27 protein-coding genes are annotated in these 23,848 nt (G+C 69.4%); 14 read left to right on the top strand and 13 right to left on the bottom strand.

Annotated features, from left to right (window positions below; all coding sequences use genetic code 11):
* Nucleotides 1–45 precede the first annotated feature (45 nt).
* Together EV192_RS47945 and ctaC are read right to left on the bottom strand one after the other, a co-directional pair.
* On the bottom strand, nt 46–444 hold the full coding sequence (locus EV192_RS47945; protein ID WP_132125465.1) for a cytochrome c oxidase subunit 4: 399 nt from the start codon (nt 442–444) through the stop codon (nt 46–48).
* 11 nt (nt 445–455) lie between these two features.
* Nucleotides 456–1,394, bottom strand: coding sequence for an aa3-type cytochrome oxidase subunit II (gene ctaC / locus EV192_RS47940; protein WP_165960982.1), 939 nt, complete (start codon nt 1,392–1,394; stop codon nt 456–458).
* Nucleotides 1,395–1,545: 151 nt separating this feature from the next.
* Here ctaC and asnB point away from each other — a divergent pair, with 151 nt between their 5' ends.
* Nucleotides 1,546–3,471: an asparagine synthase (glutamine-hydrolyzing) gene (gene asnB, locus EV192_RS47935; protein WP_132125463.1), complete on the top strand. Its 1,926-nt coding sequence runs from the start codon at nt 1,546–1,548 to the stop codon at nt 3,469–3,471.
* Here asnB and EV192_RS47930 read toward each other — a convergent pair.
* Nucleotides 3,450–3,824: a MerR family transcriptional regulator gene (locus EV192_RS47930; protein ID WP_132125462.1), complete on the bottom strand. Its 375-nt coding sequence runs from the start codon at nt 3,822–3,824 to the stop codon at nt 3,450–3,452. The two genes, asnB and EV192_RS47930, sit on opposite strands and share 22 nt — an antisense overlap.
* Nucleotides 3,825–3,873: 49 nt before the next feature.
* Here EV192_RS47930 and EV192_RS47925 point away from each other — a divergent pair, with 49 nt between their 5' ends.
* Nucleotides 3,874–4,725 (top strand): polysaccharide deacetylase family protein, encoded by an 852-nt coding sequence (locus tag EV192_RS47925; RefSeq protein WP_132125461.1) that lies wholly within the window; start codon nt 3,874–3,876, stop codon nt 4,723–4,725.
* Here the strand turns inward: EV192_RS47925 and EV192_RS47920 are convergent.
* A complete protein-coding gene (locus tag EV192_RS47920; protein ID WP_132125460.1) occupies nt 4,713–5,186 on the bottom strand; it encodes an XdhC family protein in 474 nt (157 codons plus the stop codon). The genes EV192_RS47925 and EV192_RS47920 overlap by 13 nt on opposite strands.
* 11 nt (nt 5,187–5,197) lie before the next feature.
* Complete coding sequence (locus EV192_RS47915) at nt 5,198–6,133, bottom strand: carbohydrate kinase family protein (protein ID WP_132125556.1); 936 nt, start codon at nt 6,131–6,133, stop codon at nt 5,198–5,200.
* 176 nt (nt 6,134–6,309) lie between these two features.
* Between EV192_RS47915 and EV192_RS54395 the strand changes: the two genes are divergently transcribed.
* Nucleotides 6,310–6,480: a hypothetical protein gene (locus EV192_RS54395; protein WP_165960981.1), complete on the top strand. Its 171-nt coding sequence runs from the start codon at nt 6,310–6,312 to the stop codon at nt 6,478–6,480.
* Nucleotides 6,481–6,524: 44 nt separating this feature from the next.
* Here EV192_RS54395 and EV192_RS47910 read toward each other — a convergent pair whose 3' ends face one another.
* Nucleotides 6,525–6,890, bottom strand: a complete 366-nt coding sequence (locus EV192_RS47910) for a HesB/IscA family protein (RefSeq protein ID WP_132125459.1) — start codon at nt 6,888–6,890, stop codon at nt 6,525–6,527.
* A 90-nt stretch (nt 6,891–6,980) separates the two neighbouring features.
* Entirely contained in the window at nt 6,981–7,994 is a 1,014-nt protein-coding gene (locus EV192_RS47905) for a glycerate kinase family protein (protein ID WP_132125458.1), read from the bottom strand.
* Nucleotides 7,995–8,050: 56 nt separating this feature from the next.
* On the opposite strand from EV192_RS47905, the gene EV192_RS47900 reads away from it, so the two are divergent.
* Both EV192_RS47900 and EV192_RS47895 read left to right on the top strand, forming a co-directional pair.
* Nucleotides 8,051–8,680: a DUF3043 domain-containing protein gene (locus tag EV192_RS47900; protein ID WP_132125457.1), complete on the top strand. Its 630-nt coding sequence runs from the start codon at nt 8,051–8,053 to the stop codon at nt 8,678–8,680.
* A 53-nt stretch (nt 8,681–8,733) separates the two neighbouring features.
* Entirely contained in the window at nt 8,734–9,720 is a 987-nt protein-coding gene (locus EV192_RS47895) for an aldo/keto reductase family protein (protein WP_132125456.1), read from the top strand.
* A gap of 4 nt (nt 9,721–9,724) precedes the next feature.
* Here the strand turns inward: EV192_RS47895 and EV192_RS47890 are convergent, their stop codons facing one another.
* Entirely contained in the window at nt 9,725–9,925 is a 201-nt protein-coding gene (locus EV192_RS47890; protein WP_132125455.1) for a hypothetical protein, read from the bottom strand.
* A 62-nt stretch (nt 9,926–9,987) separates the two neighbouring features.
* Between EV192_RS47890 and cobU the strand changes: the two genes are divergently transcribed.
* From cobU to EV192_RS47875, 3 genes are all read left to right on the top strand, one after another.
* A complete protein-coding gene (gene cobU / locus EV192_RS47885; RefSeq protein WP_132125454.1) occupies nt 9,988–10,515 on the top strand; it encodes a bifunctional adenosylcobinamide kinase/adenosylcobinamide-phosphate guanylyltransferase in 528 nt (175 codons plus the stop codon).
* Between the two features lie 14 nt (nt 10,516–10,529).
* Entirely contained in the window at nt 10,530–11,615 is a 1,086-nt protein-coding gene (gene cobT / locus EV192_RS47880; RefSeq protein ID WP_243727546.1) for a nicotinate-nucleotide--dimethylbenzimidazole phosphoribosyltransferase, read from the top strand.
* A gap of 91 nt (nt 11,616–11,706) precedes the next feature.
* Nucleotides 11,707–12,411 (top strand): adenosylcobinamide-GDP ribazoletransferase, encoded by a 705-nt coding sequence (locus EV192_RS47875; protein WP_243727545.1) that lies wholly within the window; start codon nt 11,707–11,709, stop codon nt 12,409–12,411.
* Here the strand turns inward: EV192_RS47875 and EV192_RS47870 are convergent.
* A complete protein-coding gene (locus tag EV192_RS47870) occupies nt 12,408–13,508 on the bottom strand; it encodes a branched-chain amino acid aminotransferase (protein WP_132125451.1) in 1,101 nt (366 codons plus the stop codon). The two genes, EV192_RS47875 and EV192_RS47870, sit on opposite strands and share 4 nt — an antisense overlap.
* Before the next feature lie 74 nt (nt 13,509–13,582).
* On the opposite strand from EV192_RS47870, the gene EV192_RS47865 reads away from it, so the two are divergent.
* Nucleotides 13,583–13,870: a hypothetical protein gene (locus EV192_RS47865; protein WP_132125450.1), complete on the top strand. Its 288-nt coding sequence runs from the start codon at nt 13,583–13,585 to the stop codon at nt 13,868–13,870.
* A 35-nt stretch (nt 13,871–13,905) separates the two neighbouring features.
* Here EV192_RS47865 and gcvT read toward each other — a convergent pair whose 3' ends face one another.
* Genes gcvT through EV192_RS47855 form a run of 3 tightly spaced genes read right to left on the bottom strand, consistent with a single transcriptional unit; the run spans nt 13,906 to nt 16,746 of the window.
* The gene (gene gcvT / locus EV192_RS47860) at nt 13,906–14,991 is read right to left on the bottom strand and encodes a glycine cleavage system aminomethyltransferase GcvT (RefSeq protein WP_165960980.1); all 1,086 of its coding nucleotides are present in this window, start codon (nt 14,989–14,991) and stop codon (nt 13,906–13,908) included.
* 11 nt (nt 14,992–15,002) lie between these two features.
* Nucleotides 15,003–15,458 (bottom strand): hypothetical protein, encoded by a 456-nt coding sequence (locus EV192_RS56530; RefSeq protein WP_165960979.1) that lies wholly within the window; start codon nt 15,456–15,458, stop codon nt 15,003–15,005.
* 46 nt (nt 15,459–15,504) lie between these two features.
* Entirely contained in the window at nt 15,505–16,746 is a 1,242-nt protein-coding gene (locus tag EV192_RS47855; protein ID WP_132125448.1) for an APC family permease, read from the bottom strand.
* A gap of 232 nt (nt 16,747–16,978) precedes the next feature.
* On the opposite strand from EV192_RS47855, the gene EV192_RS47850 reads away from it, so the two are divergent.
* A complete protein-coding gene (locus tag EV192_RS47850; protein ID WP_132125447.1) occupies nt 16,979–18,454 on the top strand; it encodes a leucyl aminopeptidase in 1,476 nt (491 codons plus the stop codon).
* A 236-nt stretch (nt 18,455–18,690) separates the two neighbouring features.
* Here the strand turns inward: EV192_RS47850 and EV192_RS47845 are convergent, their stop codons facing one another.
* Entirely contained in the window at nt 18,691–19,026 is a 336-nt protein-coding gene (locus EV192_RS47845; protein ID WP_132125446.1) for an oxidoreductase, read from the bottom strand.
* A 162-nt stretch (nt 19,027–19,188) separates the two neighbouring features.
* Here EV192_RS47845 and lpdA point away from each other — a divergent pair, with 162 nt between their 5' ends.
* The 4 genes from lpdA (at nt 19,189) to EV192_RS47825 (ending at nt 23,844) form a co-directional block, all read left to right on the top strand.
* Entirely contained in the window at nt 19,189–20,559 is a 1,371-nt protein-coding gene (gene lpdA / locus EV192_RS47840) for a dihydrolipoyl dehydrogenase (RefSeq protein WP_132125445.1), read from the top strand.
* A gap of 25 nt (nt 20,560–20,584) precedes the next feature.
* A complete protein-coding gene (sucB, locus tag EV192_RS47835; protein WP_132125444.1) occupies nt 20,585–22,270 on the top strand; it encodes a 2-oxoglutarate dehydrogenase, E2 component, dihydrolipoamide succinyltransferase in 1,686 nt (561 codons plus the stop codon).
* Between the two features lie 90 nt (nt 22,271–22,360).
* Complete coding sequence (locus tag EV192_RS47830) at nt 22,361–23,245, top strand: TIGR01777 family oxidoreductase (RefSeq protein WP_132125443.1); 885 nt, start codon at nt 22,361–22,363, stop codon at nt 23,243–23,245.
* Nucleotides 23,242–23,844: a phosphatase PAP2 family protein gene (locus tag EV192_RS47825; RefSeq protein WP_132125442.1), complete on the top strand. Its 603-nt coding sequence runs from the start codon at nt 23,242–23,244 to the stop codon at nt 23,842–23,844. The genes EV192_RS47830 and EV192_RS47825 overlap by 4 nt, the downstream gene beginning before the upstream one ends.
* The last annotated feature ends 4 nt before the right edge of the window (nt 23,845–23,848 follow it).

Here is a 23,848-nt window from a genome sequence, read left to right as displayed (position 1 = left end):
TGACGTTCGGGCGCCCGGCCTCGTCCAGCGGGTCGTCTTCGGTGTTCAGTCCTTGTCCGGGGCGGTGTGGTACTCGAACACCAGGCCGCCGACCGTGAGCAGGACGCACACGACGCCGATGATCACCAGCCAGATCTGGAAGAACGCCAGCGCGAACGCGGTGAGCGCGGCCGCCGCGGCGCACGCCACCGGCCAGTAGCTGCCGGGGCTGAAGAAACCCAGCTCACCGGCACCGTCGCTGACCTCGGCGTTCTCGTTGTCCTCGGGCCGCTCGGCGACCCGGCGGGACACGAAGCCGAAGTAGCTGCCGATGATCAGCGACAGCCCACCGGTCAGGGTGAGGCCGACGATGCCGACCGGCTCCTTGGCCCACACGCCGTACAGGACCGCTGCGGCGAAGAAGAAACCCGTGCAGATGTGGAAGATCCTGGCTTCGACCTTCATGTTCCCTCGCCTCAGCCGGAAGCCGTCCGCGCTACGCGGTCGGTGTTGAAGGGACTGGTGGTCACCGCGTACGGCTTGCACAGGTCGCCGCAGGCCATCTTCGACAACGCCTCGGCCGCCGTGTACGTCTGGTTGGTCGTCGGGTTGGTCCGCGTCCGCAGGTCCAGGTACTGGTCGAACAGGTCACCGGGCAGCGCGCGCACCTCGAAGTTCATGAACGCGTGGTACGAGCCGCACAGCTCGGCGCAGCGGCCGACGAACGAGCCCGGCCGGTCGATCTTGTTCTGGAACGTGTTGTCCTGGTTGTTCTTGTCCGGGTACGGGAAGACGTCCCGCTTGAAGTGCATCTCCGGCACGTAGAACGAGTGGATCACGTCGTTGGACGACAGCTGGTACTCGACCGTGCGGCCGGCCGGCACGACCAGCAGCGGGATCTCCCGCGAGCTGCCGACCGTGTGGACCATGCCGCCGTCCGGCGTCTTCGGCTGGGCGCCCTTGGACTGCTTGTAGCCGAAGTCCCAGTTCCACTGGAAGGCCTTCACGTCCACGGTCACGTCCGGGTTGGCGGTCTTGGCCAGCACCCGGTTCTCGGTGGTCGCGGTGAACACGAACAGCACCACCACGATGACCACCGGCACACCGGTGTAGATCATCTCCAGCAGCGTGTTGTACTGGCGCTGCGGCGGCAGGTCGGTGTCACTGGCCTTCTTGCGGTGGAACACGACCGGCCACAGCATCAGGATCCACGTGAACACACCCACGACCAGCGAGGCGATCACCGCGCCGGTCCACAGGTTGACCATCTCGTCGGACTGCTCGGTGACACCCTTCGGCCAGCCGAACCGCAGGACCTCTTCCCCCGAGCAGCCGGTCGCCGCGAGCGCGACCAGGCCGACCAGCCCGACGATCTTGGCCAGCCGCCGCCCGCGCGAGGGCTCCTGTTGGCTCACCGTTCGCTCTCCTCCTCGCCGATCCGCTCTTGCGGGAGCGTAGCTCAGCGACATATGTGACGCGGATCAGGGGCCGGGCACGGGGACCGGTGTCCGGCGGCCGGGCATACTGGCCCTTCAACCACATCCTCGAAAAGGAAGGTTGCCGAGAGTGTGCGGTCTGCTTGGCCTGGTGTGCCCGTCCGGACTCGACCCTGAGGGGGCCCGCGGCGCGGTCGACGGCGCACTGCGCTGCCAGCGGCACCGCGGCCCCGACGAGAGCGGGACCTGGGTCGGGCCAGGCGTGGTCTTCGGGTTCAACCGGCTCTCGATCGTGGACATCGCGCACTCGCACCAGCCGCTGCACTGGGGCCCGGTGGACGCCCCGGGCCGGTACACCATCCTGTTCAACGGCGAGGTCTACAACTACCTGGAGATCCGCGCCGACCTCAAGCGCGAGTTCAACCTCCAGTTCGCCACCGACGGCGAGGCCGAGGCCATGGTGGCCGCGTACCACCACTACGGGCCGAGCGTGGTCAGCCGGTTCCGAGGGATGTTCGCGTTCCTGATCTGGGACTCCCACCGCCAGGTGCTCTTCGGCGCACGTGACCCGTTCGGCATCAAGCCGCTGTTCTACAGCTACGGCCCTGGTGGCGTCGCCTTCGCCAGCGAGAAGAAGAGCCTGCTCGCGCTGTCCCGGGTGTTGGGCAGCGCCCCACGCCTTGACCGGACGGCTCTGCAGCACTACCTGGTCATGCAGTACGTGCCGGAGCCGGAGACCCTGCACGACTCGGTCCGCCGCGTCGAGTCGGGCACGTCGTTCACGGTGACCCCGGACGGCCGGATGACCACCGAGCGGTACTTCACGCCGCTGTTCAAAACTTCCTCGGTTGGCCAGTACGAAGCGGGTCGTCTGCACTCGGACATCGCGGCCGTGTTGAAGGACTCCGTCGCCAAGCACATGCGCGCGGACGTCACGGTCGGCTCGTTCCTCTCCGGCGGCATCGACTCGACGGTGATCGCGGCCCTGGCCAAGGAGCACAACCCGGACCTGATCACGTTCACCACGGGATTCGAGCGGCAGGGGTACTCCGAGGTGGACGTGGCCGCCGAGTCGGCGGCGGCGATCGGCGTGAAGCACGTGGTCCGGACGGTGTCGCCGCAGGAGATGATGGACGTCCTGCCGTTGATCGTCTGGTACCTGGACGACCCGGTGGCCGACCCGGCGCTGGTGCCGCTGTGGTTCATCGCCCGCGAGGCGCGCCAGTACGTGAAGGTGGTGCTCTCCGGCGAGGGCGCGGACGAGCTGTTCGGCGGCTACACGATCTACCGCGAGCCGATCTCGTTGGCGGCGTTCGAGAAGGTCCCGGGCGCGCTGCGCAAGGCGATGGGCAACCTGTCCACGAAGCTGCCGGAAGGCAAGCGCGGCAAGGACTTCCTCCGCCGCGGCGCGCTCAGCCTGGAGCAGCGGTACTACGGCAACGCGCGGATCTTCCGGGACGACCAGATCCAGCGCGTGCTGCGCACGTTCAACCCGGGTGTGGGGCACGAGGAGATCACCGCGCCGTGGTACCGGCAGTCGGCCGAGTGGGACCCGGTGACCCGGATGCAGCACGTGGACCTGTTCACCTGGCTGCGCGGCGACATTCTCGTCAAGGCCGACAAGATGACCATGGCCAACTCGCTGGAGCTGCGGGTGCCGTTCCTGGACCCGGAAGTCTTCAAGATCGCCGCGAAGATCCCGCTCGAACAGAAGATCACCAAGGAGACGACGAAGTACGCGCTGCGCGCGGCGATCCGGGACATCGTGCCGGCACACGTGATCAACCGCCGGAAGCTGGGTTTCCCGGTGCCGATCCGGCACTGGCTCAAGGACGAGATGTACCCGTGGGCGGCCACGATCATCCGTGACTCACTGACCGACGAGCTGCTCGACCGGCAGGCCGTGCTGGCGTTGCTGGACGAGCACCGGACCGGGCAGCTCGACCACAGCCGCCGGATCTGGGCGCTGCTGGTGTTCATGATCTGGCACGGGATCTTCGTCGAGGGCCGGATCCGCCCGCAGATCCCCGAACCTCAGTACCCTGTGCGGCTCTGAGACTTGACGGCGGTGATGTAGCCGGTGATCGCGTCCCGGTTGCGGGTCAGGAACTCGATGCGTTCGCTCATCTGGTCGCGTTCACGTTCCAGCGCGGTCAGGATCGGTTCGGTCGTGCCGGAGAACTGGACGATCTCCCGTTCGGTCAGGCACGGCAGGATCTGCCTGATGATCTTGGTGGGCACGCCGGCGGCGAGCAGTCCCCTGATCCGGACGACCTGGTCGACCAGGGTGTCGTCGTACTCGCGGTAGCCGTTGGCGGACCGGTCCGGCACAAGCAGGCCCTGCTCCTCGTAGTACCGCAGCAACCGGCGGGACGTGCCGGTCCGTTCGGCGAGTTCACCGATACGCATGACGTTCCCCTTGACCTTCACACAGATGTGATGGTTCGAGCATAGATGCATGGACATCGAACTTTTCACCGACAACCCGATCGTCGACCGCGACCCGATCCAGTGGCCCGGCGGCGCGCGGGTGGCGTTCTACCTGGGCCTCAACGTCGAGCACTACCAAGTGGACCGGCGGTCCACAAGCACGTTCGAGGGCACCGCGCACCTGGTGCCGGACGCGTTGAACTTCGGCTGGCGCGACTACGGGCCGCGGGTGGGGTTCTGGCGAATGCTGGACACCCTGGACCGGCACGGGATCCGCGCGAGCGTGCTGCTCAACTCGGACGTCTACGAACACAACCCGCGGATCATCGACGCCGGCCGGGAACGCGACTGGGCCTGGCTGGCGCACGGGAAGAACAACTCGATCTTCCAGGCCGACATGACCGTCGACGAGGAACGCGCCTACCTCACCGACGTCGTGACGACCATCGAGAAAGCCACCGGCACCCGGCCACACGGCTGGATGGGGCCCGCGCTCACCGAGACGTTCCACACCCCGGCCCTACTCGCCGAACTCGGCCTGACCTACGTCCTCGACTGGACCAACGACGACCAGCCGTATCGGCTGAACGTGCCGGGAATGCTGAGCGTGCCGTACTCGGTGGAGCTGAACGACGTCGGCATCTTCGTCAGCAAAGGCATGACCGGGCCGGACTTCGTCCAGATCGTGCGCGACCAACTCGACCAGCTGTACGCCGAGTCAGCCGACAACGGCCGTGTGATGGCGCTGGCCGTGCACCCGTTCATCCTCGGCCAGGCGTTCCGGCACAAATACCTGGACCAGGCCCTGGAGTACGTGGCGAACCACCCCGGCGTCTGGCTCACCACCAGCGACGAGATCGCCGCGCACTACGCAAGCTGAAACTCGAATCCGCCTGGCCGGCCGTTGCGGTCGGCGATCAGGCCGGCCAGTGTGGCGATCGCGATCTCCGCCGGGGTCCGCGACCCGATGTTGAGTCCGACCGGACGGTGCACCCGGGCGATCTCGTCGGCGGGCACCCCCAACTCGGTCAGCAGCCGGATGTGCGGGCCCTCATGCCGTGGGTTGCCCAACACCCCGATCCACCGCACCGGATGGGCAAGCACGTCCCGCAGCGCGGTGCCCAGGTCCGCCCGGTGGTGGTCGGTGGCCACGACGTCGGTGTGTTCGCACAACGCCGGCAGGTCGCCGGGCGGGTCGAACAGGACCGTGGTGTAGCCGAGGTCTTCTCCGTACCGCACAAGGAATTCGGCCACGGGTGAGGCGAACACCGCCACCAGCACGCGATGTTCGCCAGGCTCATCCGTGGCCGTGCCGTGCGCGACGGCACAGGCGTCACTCATGGCGCGATAGCTTACTGCGGCAGGATGGCCGCGATGTCCCTCGCGGCGTCCTCACCGAAGGCGCCGCTGATGCGGGTGATGGCCTCGGTGTTGTCGAAGGCCCATTCCTGGGTGCCGACGGTCTCCAACACCAGCACGGCGATGTACGAGCCGAGTTGTGCGGCGCGCTCCAGGTCCAGGCCGTGGGACATGCCGGCGAGGAAGCCGGCGCGGAACGCGTCGCCGACGCCGGTGGGGTCGGCCTTGGCCAGCTCCGGCACGGCGGCCACGTGCACGACCGGGCCCTTGCTGTCGACGATCTCCACGCCCTTCTCGCCCAGGGTGGTGATCCGCATGCCGACCTTGCCGAGCACGTCCGCCTCGGTCCAACCGGTCTTCTTGAGCAGCAGCTCCCACTCGTAGTCGTTGCTGAACAGGTAGTCGGCGCCGACGACGAACTCGCGGACCTGGTCGCCGTTCATCCGGGCGAGCTGCTGGGACGGGTCGACCGCGAACATGTAGCCGCGCTGCCGGCACTCCTCGGCGTGCCGCAGCATGCCTTCGGGGTCGTCCGGGCTGATCAGGACCAGGTCGAGCGCGCCGACCCTGGCCTCGATCGGCTCCAGTTCGATCAGCCGCGACTCGGCCATCGCGCCCGCGTAGAACGACGCGATCTGGCACATGTCCTCGTCCGTCGTGCACACGAACCGCGCGGTGTGCGCGGTCTCCGAGATCCGCACGCCCGCGCAGTTCACCCCGTGGCGCTCCAGCCAGGACCGGTAGTCGGCGAAGTCCGAGCCGGCCGCGCCGACCAGGACCGGCGAACAGCCGAGTACGCCCATCCCGAAGGCGATGTTGGCGCCGATTCCGCCCCGCCGGACCTGCAGGTCGTCCACCAGGAAGCTGAGCGACAGCCGGTGGGTCTGGTCCGGGATGATCTGCTCGGCGAAACGGCCGGGGAAGTGCATGAGGTGATCGGTGGCGATGCTTCCCGATACGGCAACGGGCACCGGGCCCTCCCTGCGAGTCAGGCAGCCAGGCTCTCCACGTCGACCACCCGGACGGGTGGTTTCGTCGGCTGCCTAAGCACACTACCGGTTGGTACTCCTAGGCATCTCTCAGCGTGCTCAATAACGTGGCGAACGTGAACATCACCGAGGCCGACTCGATCGACGAGCTGATCGCCGACTGCGCCCAGATCCCGGCGTCCGTGCGCCGCCCCCCGCAGCACCCGCTGCTGCCGAGGCTCGCCCCGGCCTGGGAGGTCACCGACGGCTGCCGCGCCCAGGTCGAGGGCCTGGACGAGTACGTCTAGCGAAAAGGGGCCGCGGCAGCGGCCCCTTTTCGCACGTCAGGTGCTCAGTGGAACGAGTCGCCGCACGCGCACGAACCGGTGGCGTTCGGGTTCTCGATCGTGAAGCCCTGCTTCTCGATGGTGTCGACGAAGTCGATGACGGCACCCTCGACGTACGGCGCGCTCATCCGGTCCACGGCCACCTTCAGGCCGCCGAAGTCACGGTAGAGGTCGCCGTCGAGCGCGCGCTCATCGAAGAACAGCTGGTAGCGCAGACCGGCACAGCCCCCAGGCTGCACCGCGATACGCAGGTGCATGTCGTCGCGACCTTCCTGCGCAAGCAGGCTCTTGGCCTTGCCTGCGGCAGTGTCGGTCAGCGTGACACCGTGCGTCGTCGCCGCTTCGGTCGTGTTCTCCTGCGCGGTCGTCATGGCACTCCTCTTGAAGTCGACTACGGCTGTGCCAACACACCGCCGTCGTGTCCTATTCCATGGTGACACACTTCGACGCGCCCGCTTCTGTCACGCCGACCACTGTCGCGCCACGTCCGTGGCCAGGGCCGCGAGGGTGCCCGCCGGGTCGGCGAACGCCGCTTCGACCGAGCCGGCGTGATCGACCACGGCGAACGACGCCTCGATCCCGGCCGCCGCGGCCTCCCGCTTGCCGACGCTGACCTGGCCGGCCAGGACGAGGCACGGCAGGCCACGGTCGGCCGCCGCCGAGGCGACCGACGTGACGAGCTTGCCGCGCAGCGACTGCCAGTCGAAGCTGCCCTCGCCGGTCAGCACCAGCTGGGCGTCGGCCATGGCCCGGCCAAGGCCGGTCAGGTCCCGGACCAGTCCGGCCCCGGACACTCGGGTCGCGCCGAGCAGGAACAGCCCGAATCCGAGCCCGCCCGCGGCGCCCGCGCCGGGCTTGTCCCGATGCTCCGGCCCGACCTCGTCGGACCAGGCCGCGAGCCGCCGCTCCAGCTCCGCCACATCCTCCGGGGACGCGCCCTTCTGCGGCCCGAACGTGTGCGCGGCGCCGTGCTCGCCCAGCAGGGGGTTCTCCACGTCGGTCGCGGCGATCAGCTTGGGCCAGTCACCTGTGCCGGTGACCTCCAGCATCCCCTTGCCGCCGTCCGTGGTGGACGAGCCGCCCAGGCCGACGACGATCGACTCCATGCCCGCGGCCCGCGCGTCCACCATCAGCTCGCCCACGCCGCGCGTGGTGGCGTCCAACGGGCGCCGGTCCGGTTTTCCGACCAGATGCAGCCCGTTCGCCTGAGCCGACTCGACGTACCCGGTGCCCTCGTGCTCCAGCCAGGTGGCGGTCACCGGCTCGCCGAGCGGACCGGTCACGGTCACCGTGTGCAGGGTGCCGCCGAGCACCGTGTGCAGCACGTCCACGAAGCCGGGGCCGCCGTCGGTCAACGGCCTGAGCACGAGTTCGTCCGCCGGGGCGGCCGCCCGCCAGCCGTCGGCCATGGCCTGGGCGGCCTCCGGGGCGGTCAGCGTGCCGCCGAAACAGTCAGGAGCAATCAGTACGCGCACGGATCGCAGCGTATCCGCTGAACCATCCCATCAGGGCTTGTCATAATCTACGTATCGTGAGGTTCCTACGCCGCAACACGTCAGACAACGCCGACGCCACTCCCGAAGAGGAGGCGCCGGCGGTCGAGGAACCCACAACCAAGGGATACACCGCCGGCAAGGGCCGCCCGACGCCGAAGCGCCGGGACGCCGAGCCGCGGAAACGGGGTCCGGTGGCGCCCGCGCCGAAGACCACCCGCGAGGCCCTGCGCCGCAACCGCGGCAACAAGGGCGAGCGCCGGGCCGCGGCCCGCGAGCGCCGTGAGCGGATGATGGCCGGCGACGACCAGTACCTGATGCCCCGCGACCGCGGCCCGCTGAAGGCGTACGTGCGGGACGTCGTGGACACCCGCCGCAACCTGCTCGGCCTGTTCATGCCGCTGGCGATCCTGGTGTTCGTGGCGTTGCTCGTGCCGAACTTCGTGATCCAGCAGTACGCCACCCTGCTCTGCCTGATCATGCTGGTGGCGATGATCCTGGAGGGGATCGTGAACGGCCGCCGGATCACCAAGCTGGTCCGGGCGAAGTTCCCCAAGGAGGCGGTCCGGGGCATGTCCATCGGCTGGTACTCCTTCGTCCGCGCCAGCCAGATCCGCAAACTGCGGGTGCCCAAGCCGCGCCTGCGGCCGGGCCAGCCGATTCCCTAGGTGATCGGGGTTCCAGACCGTTAGCGTGGCGAACTTGTTGCTAGGTTGAGCGCATGGAGTTTCGTCGACTTGGCCGCAGCGGGCTGTCGGTCAGTGAGATCTCGTACGGCAACTGGATCACCCACGGTTCGCAGGTCGAGGAGGAGCAGGCGCACGCCTGTGTGCGGGCCGCGCTCGACGCCGGCATCACCACCTTCGACACCGCCGACGTCTACGCCAACACCAAGGCGGAGTCGGTGCTGGGCCGGGCGCTCGCCGGCCAGCGGCGGGAGAGCCTGGAGATCCTCACCAAGCTCTACTGGCCGACCGGCCCCGGCGGCCCGAACGACCGCGGCCTCGGCCGCAAACACGTCATCGAGTCCGCGCACGCCTCGTTGAAGCGGCTGCAGACCGACTACATCGACGTCTACCAGGCGCACCGGTTCGACCGCACGGTCCCGCTTGAGGAGACCATGCTGGCGTTCGCCGACCTGGTCCGGCAGGGCAAGGTGCTGTACATCGGCGTCTCGGAGTGGACGGGCGAGCAGATCACCCGGGGTGCCGCGCTGGCCCGTGAGCTCAACGTGCCGTTCATCTCCAACCAGCCCCAGTACTCCATGCTGTGGCGGGTGATCGAGTCCCAGGTCGTGCCGGCGTCCGAACGGGAAGGCCTCGGCCAGGTCGTGTTCTCGCCGATCGCGCAGGGCGTGCTGACCGGCAAGTACCTGCCTGGCCAGCCAGTCCCCGAGGGGTCGCGGGCGACGGACCCGTCGGGCAAGAACTTCGTGGCCCGGTACCTGCGGGATGACGTGCTGGAACGCGTCCAGCAGCTGAAGCCGCTCGCCGCCGAGGCCGACCTGACCCTGGCCCAGCTGGCGGTCGCCTGGGTCCTGCAGAACCAGAACGTGGCCTCCGCGATCATCGGCGCCTCCCGTCCCGAACAGGTCAAGGAGAACGTCAAAGCGGCCGGCGTGGTCCTGGAACGCGGCCTGCTGGACAAGATCGACGCGGTGCTCGAGGACGTGGTGACCACCGACCCCCGGCTCACCGTGGTCCCGTAGCCGCCTAGTCGACGGGGTGCAGGCTCATCGGGCCGTACACCTCGGCTTCGCCGTGCAACAGGGTCACCCGGTCGACGCCTGCCGCGAGCAGGTCCGACCAGGTGGCCCGCAGCCAGTCCTCGGCGTGTGTCTGGCTGGCGAAATGGGTCTCCTCGCCAGGGATGTCGCGGCCGGCCGCGTCCTGGCAACGCCATCGATAGTCCACGTGTACTCCCAGACCGGATAACTTTGGCAAGAGGCTAAGTCACCAGCGACTTCGAGGGACATGTGAGCCGCAGGACATTGGTGCTGGGCGGGGCGAGGTCCGGCAAGTCGGCGCACGCCGAGGGGCTGTTACCGGCGGACGACGACGTGACGTACGTCGCCACCGGCCGGCGTGATCCGGACGACCCGGAGTGGACCGCGCGGATCGACGCGCACATCGCCCGCCGCCCGTACACGTGGCGCACGGTCGAAGCCACACGGGAGCTGGCGGACGTCGTCCGGGCCGCGCGGGGGCCGACCCTCGTCGACGACGTCGCCACCTGGCTGACCGGGGTGATGGACGCCGCGGGTGCCTGGGCGGGCGCGGGTCTCGACCTGGTTCGCCGGGAGGGCGCGTTCCTGGTGGAGGCGGTCGCCGCGACCGAGGCGCGGATCGTGCTGGTCTCGGCCGAGGTCGGCCTGGGGGTTGTGCCGCCCACCCGCTCTGGCAGGCTCTTCCGGGACGAGCTCGGCGCCCTCAATGCCGCGTTGGCGCAACGTTGCGACGAGGTACTCCTGCTCGTGGCCGGAATCCCGCTGCGGTTGCGTTGAAAAGAGGTTGCTGGGTGTTCTCGAACGTGTCGCCCCCTGACGAATCGGCCAAGCAGGACGCGCTCGCCCGGCAGGACCGGCTGACCAAACCGGCCGGCGCGCTCGGCCGGCTGGAGGAGCTGGGCGTGTGGGTGGCGTCGTGCCAGGGTGTGTGCCCGCCGAAGCCGTTCACCCGGCCCCGCGTGGTCGTGTTCGCCGGTGACCACGGTGTCGCCGCGCACGGCGTGTCGGCGTACCCACCGGAGGTCACCGCCCAGATGGTCGGCAACTTCCTGGCCGGCGGCGCCGCGGTGAACGTGCTGGCCGCGACCGCGGGTGCGACCGTGCGGGTGGTCGACATGTCCGTCGCCGCCGACACGTCCGCCGAGGTCTCGAAGTCGAAGGTCCGGTCCGGGTCCGGATCGATCGACCGGGAGGACGCGCTCACCGAGGACGAGCTGACCAAGGCGCTCGAAGCCGGCAAGGCCATCGCGGACGAGGAGGTGGACGCCGGCGCGGACCTGCTCGTCGCGGGCGACATGGGGATCGGCAACACCACCCCGGCGGCCGTGCTCGTGGCCGCGCTCACCGGAGCCGAACCAGTCGCCGTCGTCGGCCGCGGCACCGGGATCGACGACCAGACGTGGATGCGCAAGACCGCCGCGATCCGGGACGCGCTGCGTCGTGCCCGGAAAGTGAGCGCGGACCCGAAGCAGCTGCTGCGGACCGCCGCCGGTGCCGACATCGCCGCCATGGCCGCGTTCCTCGCCCAGGCCGCGATCCGCAAAACCCCGGTGATCCTGGACGGTGTCGTGTCCGGCGCCGCCGCGCTCGTGGCCGAGGAACTCGCGCCGGGCGCGAAGATGTGGTGGGTCGCCGGCCACCGCTCCACCGAGCCCGCCCACAAGCTGACCCTGGAACAGCTCAACCTGGAGCCGATCCTGGACATGGGGATGCGCCTCGGCGAAGGCTCCGGCGCGGTGACGGCACTGCCCATCGTCGCGATGGCCACCCGGATCCTGGCCGAAATGGCCACCTTCGACGACGCCGGGGTGTCGACGGCCACCGACACCGCCGACACCACAACCACCGACGACGCCGGCGTGTCCACCGCCGAGTAAGCCCACGCGAGGATCAGCCGGTCGGTGCGACGCAGCTGAGGAGAGCCACCGACAAGGCGACACGACGTCCGAAATGGTGGAGTGTGGCGCTGTGAAGGTGGCGTTTTCGTGGTTGACCGTGTTGCCGTTGCGGGTGGACGCGGTCGACCGGGCGGCTGCCCGGCGGGCCATCGCGCTCGCGCCTCTGGTCGGCGTGGTGCTCGGCGGGCTTGTGGCCGCGGTCATGCAGGGCGTGCACGGGCTGCTCGGGGGGCTGCTGTGCGTGGGTGTGGTGGCGCTGGCGACGCGGGGGATGCATCTCGACGGCTTGGCGGACACCGCGGACGGGCTCGGCTGCTACGGACCGCCGGAACGGGCTCTCGCGGTGATGAAGGACGGCGGGGTCGGCGCGTTCGCGGTCGTGACGCTGGTCGTCACCATCGGCCTGCAGGCCACCGCGATCGCGACCGTCCACTGGGGACTCATCGTGGTCGCGTTCACCGCCGGCCGGGCGGCTTTCTCGTGGTGCTGCCGCGAAGGTGTCCGCGCGGCTCGACCCGACGGCCTGGGCGCGCTGGTCGCGGGCTCACAGCCGGTGCTGGTGCCGATCTGCTGGTTCGTGCTGCTGTTCAGCGCCGCTATCCCGACCGTCCCGGAACGGCTCTGGCAAGGTCCGCTCGCCGTCGCCGTCGCCGCGGTCGGGCTGGTCGTCTTCACGGCGCACACGCGCAGGCGCCTCGGTGGGATCACAGGCGACGTTCTTGGCGCCGCCTGTGAACTCACCACAACTCTGGTACTGGTGGCCGCGAGCGTCTAAACAAGACGGTGGATCCAGTTGTGGGTGTCCACGGCGGAGCCGCGCTGGATGTCGCACAGCGCCCTGCGCAGCCGCATCGACACCTCGCCGGCCTGGCCGCCGCCGATCGAGAACTCGCCGTCGCGGTACTTCACCGAGCCGACCGGTGTGATCACCGCGGCCGTGCCGCAGCCGAACACCTCGGTCAGTTCGCCCGACTCGGCCTTCTTCTCCCACTCCTCGGTGGAGATCCGGCGTTCCTCCACTGTGTACCCGAGGTCACGGGCCAGGGTGATCAGGCTGTCCCGGGTGATGCCGGGCAGCAGCGCGCCGGAGAGCTCAGGGGTCACCAGGCGCACGTCGTCGCCGGAGCCGAACACGAAGAACAGGTTCATCGCGCCCACCTCCTCGACCCAGCGCCGCTCCACCGCGTCGAGCCACACCACCTGGTCGCAGCCCTGGGCCACGGCCTCGGCCTGGCCGGCGAACGAGGCCGCGTAGTTGCCGGCGAACTTGGCCGCGCCGGTGCCGCCGGGGGCCGCGCGCACGTAGTCGTCGCACAGCCACACCTTCACCGGCTTCACGCCGCCGGCGAAGTAGGCGCCGGCCGGGGACGCGATGACCGCGTACAGGTAGTGGTTCGCCGGGCGGTTCACGCCGAGCGTGGACTCGTCGGAGATCATGAACGGCCGGAGGTACAGCGATTCCTCACCGTCGTCGGGCACCCACCGGGCGTCCACTGTGACCAGTTCCTCAAGGGACTGGACGAACAGTTCGGTCGGCAGCTCCGGCATGGCCATCCGGCGGGCGGAGTTCTGCAGTCGTCGGGCGTTCGCGTCCGGCCGGAAGGCCGCGATGGACCCGTCCGGGTGGCGGTACGCCTTGAGGCCCTCGAAGACGGCCTGACCGTAGTGCAGGACGGTGGCGGCGGGGTCGAGGGTCAGCGGGTGGTACGGCTCGAGTGCGGCGGAGTGCCAGCCGCGGTCGGTGCTCCAGCGGATCGTCACCATGTGGTCGGTGAAGTACAGCCCGAAGCCAGGGTTGGCCAGTACCTCCTGCAGCCGCTCCGGGGTCGCCGGGTTCGGGCTGCGGGTCTGGGTGAAGGGCAAGGACGTCATGGGTGCACGGTAGTCGTCGTTTCGTCCCGAGAAAATCGCCTTCCCGAGGATCGGACGTCCTACTATGGGTAACCGTGTCAGACACCCTTGAGAACAGCGTTTCAGCGGGCTTGGGCTCGGACTTCCGCGCGGCCGCCGTCGGCGCCATGATGCCACTCGGCCTGGGCCTCGCCGGCCTGGTCGGCTACATCTGGGTGGACGTGTTCGGCGTGATCCTGGCCATCGGCGGCGGCATCTGGTGGGCCGTGTGGTGGCGCCGCAAGCACGGGAAGTTCTTCCCGCGGGACGTGCAGAACGGCCCCTTCGTGCTCACCTCCGTGCTCGTCGCGATCCTGCTGGTGGTCGCGATAGTGATCATGTAGGGGCAGGGGCGGGCGGTGGCCCGCCCCAGGGTCACCTATCGGACGTGCGACGCCACGAACGGGGCCTTGACGATCTCGCAGCGCAACCGACGGCCACGAACGTCCAGCACGACCTCCGAGCCGGGTTCGACGCCGGCGCTGACGTCGATGAGCGCCAGCCCGATACCGGTCTTCAACGTCGGCGAGAACGTGCCCGACGTGGTCACGCCGATCGCCGTGCCGGCCGAGTCGAGCACAGTCATCTCGGCACGCGGCACGCCGCGTTCGACCGCGCGCAGGCAGCGCATGCGACTCGTCGGGTTCTCCCGTTCGGCCAGCATCGCCTCGCGGCCCCAGAACTCCGGCTTCTTCCAGCCGATCGCCCACGTCGACAACGCCTGCACCGGGCTGATGTCCAGGGACAACTCGTGTCCGTGCAGCGGGTAGCCCATCTCGGTGCGGAGCGTGTCGCGTGCGCCCAGTCCACATGGGACGGCGCCGGCATCGGTCAGCGCCGCCCACAGCGCGGCCGCGTCTTCCCAACGCGGGATCAGTTCGTAGCCGTGCTCACCGGTGTATCCGGTACGGCATACACGGACGTGCACGTCCCGCCACTCGGCGTCCACGTATGCCATGTAGTCCAGTTCAGTGGGCAACCCGAGGGCGGTGAGCAGTTCAGCCGAGCGCGGACCCTGCACGGCCAGCACGGCGTGTTCGCGGTGCTCGTCGGTGACGGAGATGTCGTCCGGCGCGGCCTCGATGAGCATCCGCGCGACCTCCGCGGTGTTCGCCGCGTTCGGTACGAGGAACACGTCCTCCGGGCTCACCAGGTACTGGATGAGGTCGTCGACCGTGCCGCCGGTGTCGGTGCAGCAGAACGTGTACTGCGCCTTGCCGGGCTTGATGCGGTTCAGGTCGTTGGTGAAGCACTTGTTCAGGAACTCGGCCGCGCCCGGCCCGGCGACCCGGACCTTGCCGAGGTGGGACACGTCGAAGACGCCGACCGCCTCGCGGACCGCCGTGTGCTCGGCGACCACGCCGGTCTTGTACTGGATCGGCATCTCCCAGCCCCCGAACGGGGCGAAGGTGGCATCAAGGCCGGCTTGCAGGTCGTACAAGGGCCCACGCTGAAGGTCACTCACGGGCGGAGACGTTACAGCGTCGGTTTCGCGATCATGTTGAAGACGATGAGCAGCAGCAGGATCGATTCGAACCAGGACACCCGCAACACTGTCTTGATCTTCGCCTGCACGTCCGGCGCCTCGATGCCGTGCTGGCCGGCCAGTGCACGGATCTGCTTGGTCTGCCGGACCAGGTACTGGGTCGCGATCCCCATCACGACCACCCAGCCAAGGACACCGAAGATGACGAACAGGGTCTGTGCCGGGATCGGGTCGGTGATGACCAGCAGCACGCCGAAGATCAGCACCATGAAGGAGGCCGGGCCCTGCAGCCGGTTGCCGAGCCATTCGACGTCGTCGATGTAGTCCATCTGCCGTTGCGGCGACGCCTTGAGAACGCGCATGGCGAGTACGTGCATGCCGATCTGGCTGCCTATCCAGATGATGGCGAACCCGATGTGGCCGAGAAGCAGTAAATCCCGCAGCATGCCGAAAACCCCTCCGATTGGGTCGAGTTCACTTGTCTTCGGGTCACTACCTTCTGGCGTACCTGGACGAGACCGCGCCGGACACGCACCCGACCGCCATCACCATCACCACGACTACCAGATACTTCACGGACATGTTCATCCCGATGAGCACGGACAAACCGAGCCCGAAACACGCGGACCGCCGCGGCCACACACGTTGGCCGGACATCAGCAGCCGCGCCGAGGCGTTGGTGAACGCGTAGTAGAACAACAGCAGGCAGGCCGCGACCTCGATGGCCTGCGGCGGGTTCAACAGGCCGGCCGCGCCGGCGATCGCGATCCCGCTGAGCACGGCCGCGGGCACGGACACACCGCGCGGTCCGACGTTCGCGAGCGACGGCGGCACGTCCGAGAACTCCGCCATGGCCGACAGCGTCCGCCGGATCGAGCCGATGGCCGTGAGCACGCCGAACGAGGTCGCGACGGCCGCGGCGGCGGTGATAAGCGGCGTCAGCGACGCGGCGTCAGCGGCGATGAGCGCGTCGTACAACGGCCGCGGTGACAACGCGAGCCTGCCTCCGCCGAGCTGGCGCAGGGCCGCGACGCCGAGGGCCACACCCGCGCCGAGGGTGACCGTCAGGATCACCGGGATCGCCACCCGGGACTGGTGGATCGTGTACACGCGTTCGTTCGTGGACGTCACGTGCTCGAACCCGAGGAACGCGAAGAACATCGCACCGGCGGCGGTGAGCAGCCCGGAGGCGTCGTCCGCACCGGGCACGTCCGCCGGCAGCGGCAGCGCGGGCGGCGGCGCGATCGCGAAACACGCCACCACGACGATCGCGAACACCGCGACGACGAAGATCACCACGCTCATGACCAGCATGCGCGACGGCCGGAAGCCCGACGCGTCCAGGACCGTGCCGGCGGCCACCATGACGATCGCGGCGATCACCGGATGGTGCGGCACGACGTACACCCCGAACGTGCCCGCGACGGCCGCGCCGGCGCAGATCCGGCCGACAAGTGCGACACTGCCGGCCATCCGGCCGGGCAGCACCCCCAACTGATGGCGGGTGTACAGGTAGCCGCCGCCCACCCCGGCGAACCGGCGCGACTGGTCCGACGTGGACAAGGCGCCGCATAACGCGGCCAGGAAGGCCAGCACGATCCCGGCGATCAGCCAGCGACCGGCCGCGGCGGACGCCGGTGCCAGCCCGACCAGCAGCCCCGCCCCCAGCATCGCGGCCATGCCCGGGAACACCCCGGCAGTGGCACGCAGCCGGTCGGGGGCGGCTTGAGTCACGGGATCACCCTTCCAGATCCCGGCAATTCAGACCAGCGGGTCATCAGTTGGTTCACTCGTTCTAGCCAACCGCTACCCGGTGTGAGCATCACGCGACACGCCGGTGAAGGTGGGGCGTTCGCGTTCACAGTCTCTGGCAAATACGCGAACATCCCACGACCCCTGACCGGCCACGGGGCACCGTCGGGTCATTAGCATGCGTCACTATCAACCGTGTAACGAGGAGTAGCCAGTGACCGCCCCCAAACTCGCCCTGTCCGACACAGCTGTCACCGAGACCACGGCCGACGTCGTGGTGATCGGGACAGTGCAGCAGGGGGAAGGCTTCGCGCTCGCCCCCGGTAGCGACGCGGTCGACGAGGCGTTCGACGGCACCCTCGTCGACGTGCTCAAGACCCTCGGCGCCACAGGCAAGGCCGAGGAGGTCGTGAAGATCCCCACCCTCGGCCGACTGCCCGCCGGCCTGGTCATCGCGGTCGGCCTGGGCAGCGAGGCCACCCCGGAGCAGGTACGCCGCGCGTCCGGCGCCGCGACCCGCGCACTGACCGGAGTGAAGCGCGCGCTCACCTACCTGTCCGCTGTGGACCTGCACGCCGCCGTCGAAGGCACCGTCCTGGGCGCGTACAGCTTCACGAAGTACAAGTCGTCGGAGAACGGCGACGGCTCGGTCGCCCGGGTCGACCTCGCCGCCGAGGGCACCAAGGAGAACAAGGCCGTGCTCAAGGCGGCCACCGCGATCGGCGAGGCGGTGACCACCGCCCGCGACTTCATCAACACCCCGCCGAACGACCTGTTCCCGGCGTCCTTCGCGGAGCGCGCCGCGGCGCTGGCCAGTGCCGCCGGCGTGACCGTCGAGATCCTCGACGACAAGGCCCTGCGCAAAGGCGGCTACGGCGGCATCCTCGGCGTCGGCAGCGGCTCGTCCCGCCTGCCCCGCCTGGTCCGGCTGTCCTACAAGGGCCCGAAGGCGTCGAAGAAGGTCGCGCTGGTCGGCAAGGGCATCACGTTCGACACCGGCGGCATCTCCATCAAGCCAGCGGCGAACATGGACGAGATGACCAGCGACATGTCCGGCGCCGCGGCCGTGATCGCGTCCGTGCTGCTGGCCGCGAAGCTGAAGTACCCGCTCGAGGTGATCGCGACCGTGCCGATCGCCGAGAACATGCCGTCCGGCACGTCCTACCGGCCCGGTGACGTGCTGACCATGTACGGCGGCAAGACCGTGGAGGTGCTCAACACCGACGCGGAGGGCCGGCTGATCCTGGCCGACGCGATCGTGCGGGCCGGCGAGGACGCCCCGGACTATCTCATTGAGACCGCCACCCTGACCGGCGCCCAGGTGGTGGCGCTCGGCAAGCGTACAGCCGGCGTGATGGGCTCGGACGAGTTCCGCGACCGGGTCGCGTCGATCGCCCAGGCGGTGGGCGAGCACGCGTGGCCGATGCCGCTGCCCGACGAGCTGCGCTCCGATTTGGACTCGCGGGTGGCGGACCTGGCGAACGTCACCGGCCACCGGTGGGGCGGCATGCTCGCGGCCGGCATCTTCCTGCGCGAGTTCGTCGCCGACGGCCTGCAGTGGGCCCACATCGACGTGGCCGGCCCGGCCTACAACTCCGCCGGCCCCTGGGGCTACACCAGCCGCGGCGGCACCGGAGTCCCGGTCCGAACCATCGCCGCCGTCCTCGCCGACATCGCTGAGAACGGTTGATTAGCGCAGCGGGGCTCGTGAGCTGCGCTCACGAGCCCCGACTTGGTCGCGCCGGTCATTTACGCCCCGCAACACGCCCGACATCGCCCCAGGCACAGCGCCACTCAGCCCCGAGCGGAGATGTCGGTCGCGTGGGGCGGGGTGGACCGGTGGGGGTGGGCGGCCCCTGTAGGGGGTCGGCGGTGGACACAGGCCGGCTTCAGGCGACCAAGTCCGGCCGAGCGGAGCGAGGACAATCAAGCTCTGCGCCGCTTCTCCTCGGCGGCTTTGCGGCTGGTGTAGTCGCGCATGCGCTGGGGATAGCCGACTATCGCCGCGTCGTAGACCGGGATGCTCAGCTTCTTGCCCAGTGAGCGGGCCGCTTCGGCGTCGTCCACCCGGCGGCGGGTCCACTCCCCGTCGTGTGCGACCAGGACCACAGTCGTATGGGTCACATTGGTCCGGGGCTCCACAAAGGCTTCGACGCCGCGCCGCTGCCGGGCCCATTCGGCCAGGTGCTCGACGTCCCGTGAGCTGGCCGTTCGGGTCACCCCCGCCTTGGGCTTGCCGCGCAGCCGATCGAAAATCCCCACCTCGTCCCCTCTCTCGGGTACTTCTCACCGATGATTCTCCGCCGGCCGGCCCGTGGCGGTGACGCCACACCTGGCCAGTTCGCAAGCCTGCCCGATGAAGTGACAAGATGGCGTGTGGTCGGGCCGTGGCCTACCGGCACGGACACAAGATGAGGAGACCCAGTGAGTGACACCTCCGCTGACCTGGTGATCTTGGGTGGCGGGTCGGGAGGCTATGCCTGCGCGTTCCGCGCGGCCGAGCTCGGCCTGTCCGTGATCGTGGTGGAGAAGGACAAGTTCGGCGGCACGTGCCTGCACCGGGGCTGTATCCCGACGAAGGCGTTGCTGCACGCCGCGGAGATCGCCGACAACGTGCGCGAGGGTGACCAGTTCGGGGTCAAGAGCTCACTCGAGGGCATCGACATCAACGGCGTGAACTCCTACAAGGACGGCGTGGTCGCGCAGCTCTACAAGGGGCTGCAGGGGCTGGCCAAGCTGAACAAGGTCCAGTTGGTCGAGGGCACCGGCCGGTTCGTCGCGCCGAACACCGTCGAGGTCGGCGGCGACCGCTACATCGGCAAGAACGTGGTCCTGGCCAGCGGCTCGTACGCCAAGACCCTGCCCGGCTTGGAGATCGGCGGCCGGATCATCACCAGCGACCAGGCGCTCAACCTGGACTACGTGCCCGAGCGGGTGGTGGTGCTGGGCGGCGGCGTGATCGGCGTCGAGTTCGCCAGCGTGTGGAAGTCGTTCGGCGCGGACGTGACCATCGTGGAAGCGCTGCCGCGGCTGGTGCCGCTGGAGGACGAGTACGCGTCCAAGCAGCTGGAGCGGGCCTTCCGCAAGCGCGGCATCAAGTTCAAGACCGGGGTGCGGTTCACCGGTGCCACCCAGGCCGGCGACACGGTGACCGTGTCGCTGGAGTCGGGTGATCAGTTCGAGGCCGACCTGCTGCTGGTCGCGGTCGGCCGCGGCCCGAACACCGCCGCCATGGGCTACGAGGAGGCCGGGCTGGCCATGGAGCGCGGCTTCGTCCTGACCGACGACCGGCTGCGCACCAACCTGCCGAACGTGTACGCGGTCGGCGACATCGTGCCGGGCCTACAGCTCGCGCACCGCGGCTTCCAGCAGGGCATCTTCGTGGCCGAGCAGATTCAGGGCCTCAACCCGAAGGTGATCGACGAGGCGGGCATCCCGCGGGTGACGTACTGCAAGCCCGAGGTGGCCTCGGTCGGCCTGACCGAGGCGGCCGCCAAGGAGAAGTACGGCTCCGCGCAGACCCTCGTCTACGACCTGGCCGGCAACGGCAAGAGCAAGATCCTGAAGACGGCCGGGGGCGTGAAGGTGATCAAGGCACCGGACGGCCCCGTCGTCGGCATGACCCTGGTCGGTGAGCGCGTCGGGGAGCTCATCGGTGAGGCTCAGCTGATCTACGGCTGGGAGGCGTACCCCGAGGACGTCGCCCCGCTCATCCACGCCCACCCAACGCAGACCGAAGCCATCGGCGAGGCCTTCCTCGCCCTTGCCGGCAAGCCACTGCACGTGCACGGCTGAACAAGCACGAGGAGTCAGCGAAACAATGGCCTTCTCCGTCCAGATGCCGGCCCTCGGCGAGAGCGTCACCGAGGGCACGGTCACCCGGTGGCTCAAGCAGGTCGGCGACCCCGTCGAGGTCGACGAGCCACTGCTGGAGGTCTCCACCGACAAGGTCGACACCGAGATCCCCTCGCCGGCGGCCGGTGTGCTCGAGCGCATCGTCGCCCAGGAGGACGAGACCGTCGAGATCGGCGCCGAACTGGCCGTGATCGGCGACGGCTCGGCCGCGCCCGCGGCGGAGCCCACCCCAGCCGCCGCGCCGGTCCAAGCCGCCCCGGAACCACAGCCGGAGCCCACACCGGAACCTGCGGCCCCGGTCGCGTCGGCGCCCGCAGCGCCGGCTTCGGGGACCCCGGTGACCATGCCGGAGCTCGGCGAGAGCGTCACCGAGGGCACGGTCACCCGGTGGCTCAAGCAGGTCGGCGACTCGGTCGACGTCGACGAGCCACTGCTGGAGGTCTCCACCGACAAGGTGGACACCGAGATCCCGTCGCCGGTCGCCGGCACGTTGCTGGAGATCAGCGCGCCTGAGGACGCCACCGTCGCGGTCGGCGGCCAGCTCGCCGTGATCGGCTCCGGCGCCGCCGCACCGGCCGCACCGGCTCCGCAGCCCACTCCCGCTCCGGCACCGGCACCTGAGCCGGTGGCCCAGCAGGCACCCCCACCGGCCCCGACGCCCGCGCCCGCGCCAGCTCCGGCGGCGCAGACGGTCAACAACAACGACCGGTCGGGCGAGGCGCCGTACGTGACGCCGTTGGTGCGCAAGCTGGCTTCGGAGAACGGAATCGACCTGACCGCGGTGTCCGGCACCGGGGTCGGCGGCCGGATCCGCAAGCAGGACGTGGTCGCCGCGATCGAGGCCGCCAAGCAGCCCGCCCCGGCTCCGGCCGCCCCGGCACCCGTGGCCGCCGCCGCGCCCGCCCAGCCGTCCGCCGAAGCGGCCGCGCTGCGTGGAAAGACCGAGAAACTGCCGCGGCTGCGGCAGATCGTGGCGCAGCGCACCCGGGAGTCGCTGCAGGTCTCGGCCCAGCTGACCCAGCTGTTCGAGGTGGACGTCACCAAGGTCGCCCGGTTGCGGCAGCGCGCGAAGACGGCGTTCGAGGCCCGTGAGGGCATCAAGCTGACGTTCCTGCCGTTCTTCGCCAAGGCCGCGGTGGAGGCGCTCAAGCAGCACCCGAAGCTGAACGCGTCCATCGACGAGGAGGCCAAGGAGGTCACGTACCACGGCGCCGAGCACCTCGGCATCGCCATCGACACCGAGCGTGGCCTGCTCAACGCGGTGATCCACGACGCAGGTGACCTCAACCTGGCCGGCCTGGCGCACAAGATCGCCGACCTGGCCGCGCGGGCCCGGTCGAACAAGATCAAGCCGGACGAGCTGGCCGGCGGCACGTTCTCGCTGACCAACCTGGGCAGCGCGGGCGCCCTGTCGGACACGCCGATCATCCTGCAGCCGCAGGTCGGCATCCTCGGCGTCGGCGTGGTGGTGAAGCGCCCGGTCGTCCTCACCGACGACAGCGGCGACGACACCATCGCCATCCGCTCGATGGTGTACCTGTGCCTGACGTACGACCACCGCCTGGTGGACGGCGCGGACGCGGGCCGCTTCCTGTCGACGATCAAACGCCGTCTGGAAGAAGGCAACTTCGAGGCCGAACTCGGCCTCTGACCGCCGGGGTTGGGTGGTCTTCAAGACCCTTGTCCACAGGGTTGGCGGGTCTTGAAGACCACATCACCCGGCGGAACTACGATCAGGCACATGCGTGTCGTTGTGGCTGGCTCGTCCGGCCTGATCGGGACCGAGCTCGTCGCCACGCTCCGCCGCGACCGGCATGAGGTGGTCCGGTTGGTCCGGCGGCCCGCGACCGCGGCGGACGAACGTACGTGGGACCCGCCGGCCGCGCGGATCGAGGACGGCGCTTTGGACGGCGTCGACGCCGTGGTCAACCTGTGCGGTCCGGCGATCACCCTCAACCGGCTGTCCGGCGCGCGCAAGCAGGCGATTGTGGACGGTCGGATTGAGCCGACCGAGGTGCTCGCCGCGGCCGTCGCCGAACACCGGATCCCGTTGCTGGTCAACGCGAACGCGGTCGGCTACTACGGCGACCACGGCGCCGCCGAGATCGACGAGGCGACCCCGGCGGGCACCGGGTTTCTGTCCACGATGTGCACTGAGTGGGAGGCCGCGACCACGGCCGCGACCGAGGCCGGCGCGCGGGTCGTGACCCTGCGGACCGGTCTTGTGCTGTCCCCGCGCGGTGGTCTGCTCGGTCCACTGCGGACACTGTTCTCGGTGATGCTCGGCGGGCGGCTCGGCGACGGCCGCCAGTACATGCCGTGGATCCACCACGAGGACGAGATCGCGGCCATCATGTTCACCCTGACCAACACAGTGACCGGCCCGGTCAACCTAACCGCGCCGAACCCGGTCACCAACGCCGAGTTCACCCGCGTGCTGGCCCGCGTCCTCGGTCGCCCGGCGCCCTGGGTGGTGCCGAAGTTCGCGCTGCGGGCCGTGCTGGGCACCGAACTGGTCGACGACGCCGCGCTGGCCAGCCAGCGCGTGGTACCAAAAGTGTTGCAGGACAACGGGTTCAAGTTCGAGTATTCGTTGGTCGAGCCGGCGTTGAGGTCGGTGCTGTGAAGAAGGCCGGAATCTGGGGCGCCGCGCTCGTTGCCGTGTTCCTTCTGCTGGGGCTGTGGGTGCGGGACTCCGTGCCGTGGATCGACACCCAGATCTCGGACGCGATCGGCACGACGTACGTGAACGACAGGACAGTTCAGGTCCTGACCGACATTCTCGGCCCGATCGTGCCGATCGTGGCGGCCGTCGCACTGGCCGGTCTGGTCGTTCTCATGTGGATCCAGGACCGCAACTGGGAAGCCGGTGTGGTGCTGCGCTGCCTGGTCGTGCTGTTGGCGTGCCGCGGCTTGTCGTTGTTCAAGGACGTCTTCAAGCGCCTGCGGCCACGGCTGTACCCGGAGTTCGCGTACCCGAGCGGGCACACAGTGTCCGTGGCGTGCGTTGGGTTCACCGCTGTCCTGCTGTGCGCGTGGTTCGCGCGGCGCGCGCTGCCGTGGGTGATCGCGTTGGCCGCTGCGCTGACGGCGGGCGCGGCCGCGTGCCGGGTGATGCTCGGCGTGCACTGGCTCACGGACGTGATCGGCGCGGTGATCGGTGTGACCGGAGTCGGTCTGATCTTCGCTTTGGTCCTCCGATTGGTGCCGGTTCGAAGGGCGTAGAGTT

It is taken from the genome of Actinocrispum wychmicini, assembly GCF_004345645.1.
In the GTDB taxonomy this organism is placed as follows: Bacteria; Actinomycetota; Actinomycetes; order Mycobacteriales; family Pseudonocardiaceae; genus Kibdelosporangium; species Kibdelosporangium wychmicini.
The sequence above is the reverse complement of the archived record's forward strand: the minus strand, read 5'-3'. Positions and strand labels throughout refer to the sequence as shown.

Bases quoted from the DNA above. Each gene is read 5' to 3' on its own strand.
- EV192_RS47870 (WP_132125451.1), bottom strand. From the start codon at position 13,508: ATGACGTCCTTGCCCTTCACCCAGACCCGCAGCCCGAACCCGGCGACC.
- EV192_RS47920 (WP_132125460.1), bottom strand. From the start codon at position 5,186: ATGAGTGACGCCTGTGCCGTCGCGCACGGCACGGCCACGGATGAGCCT.
- EV192_RS56530 (WP_165960979.1), bottom strand. From the start codon at position 15,458: ATGCTGCGGGATTTACTGCTTCTCGGCCACATCGGGTTCGCCATCATC.
- EV192_RS47895 (WP_132125456.1), top strand. From the start codon at position 8,734: ATGGAGTTTCGTCGACTTGGCCGCAGCGGGCTGTCGGTCAGTGAGATC.
- EV192_RS47830 (WP_132125443.1), top strand. From the start codon at position 22,361: ATGCGTGTCGTTGTGGCTGGCTCGTCCGGCCTGATCGGGACCGAGCTC.
- EV192_RS47910 (WP_132125459.1), bottom strand. From the start codon at position 6,890: ATGACGACCGCGCAGGAGAACACGACCGAAGCGGCGACGACGCACGGT.
- sucB (WP_132125444.1), top strand. From the start codon at position 20,585: ATGGCCTTCTCCGTCCAGATGCCGGCCCTCGGCGAGAGCGTCACCGAG.
- EV192_RS47915 (WP_132125556.1), bottom strand. From the start codon at position 6,133: ATGCACTTCCCCGGCCGTTTCGCCGAGCAGATCATCCCGGACCAGACC.
- EV192_RS47945 (WP_132125465.1), bottom strand. From the start codon at position 444: ATGAAGGTCGAAGCCAGGATCTTCCACATCTGCACGGGTTTCTTCTTC.
- EV192_RS47925 (WP_132125461.1), top strand. From the start codon at position 3,874: ATGGACATCGAACTTTTCACCGACAACCCGATCGTCGACCGCGACCCG.
- EV192_RS47930 (WP_132125462.1), bottom strand. From the start codon at position 3,824: ATGCGTATCGGTGAACTCGCCGAACGGACCGGCACGTCCCGCCGGTTG.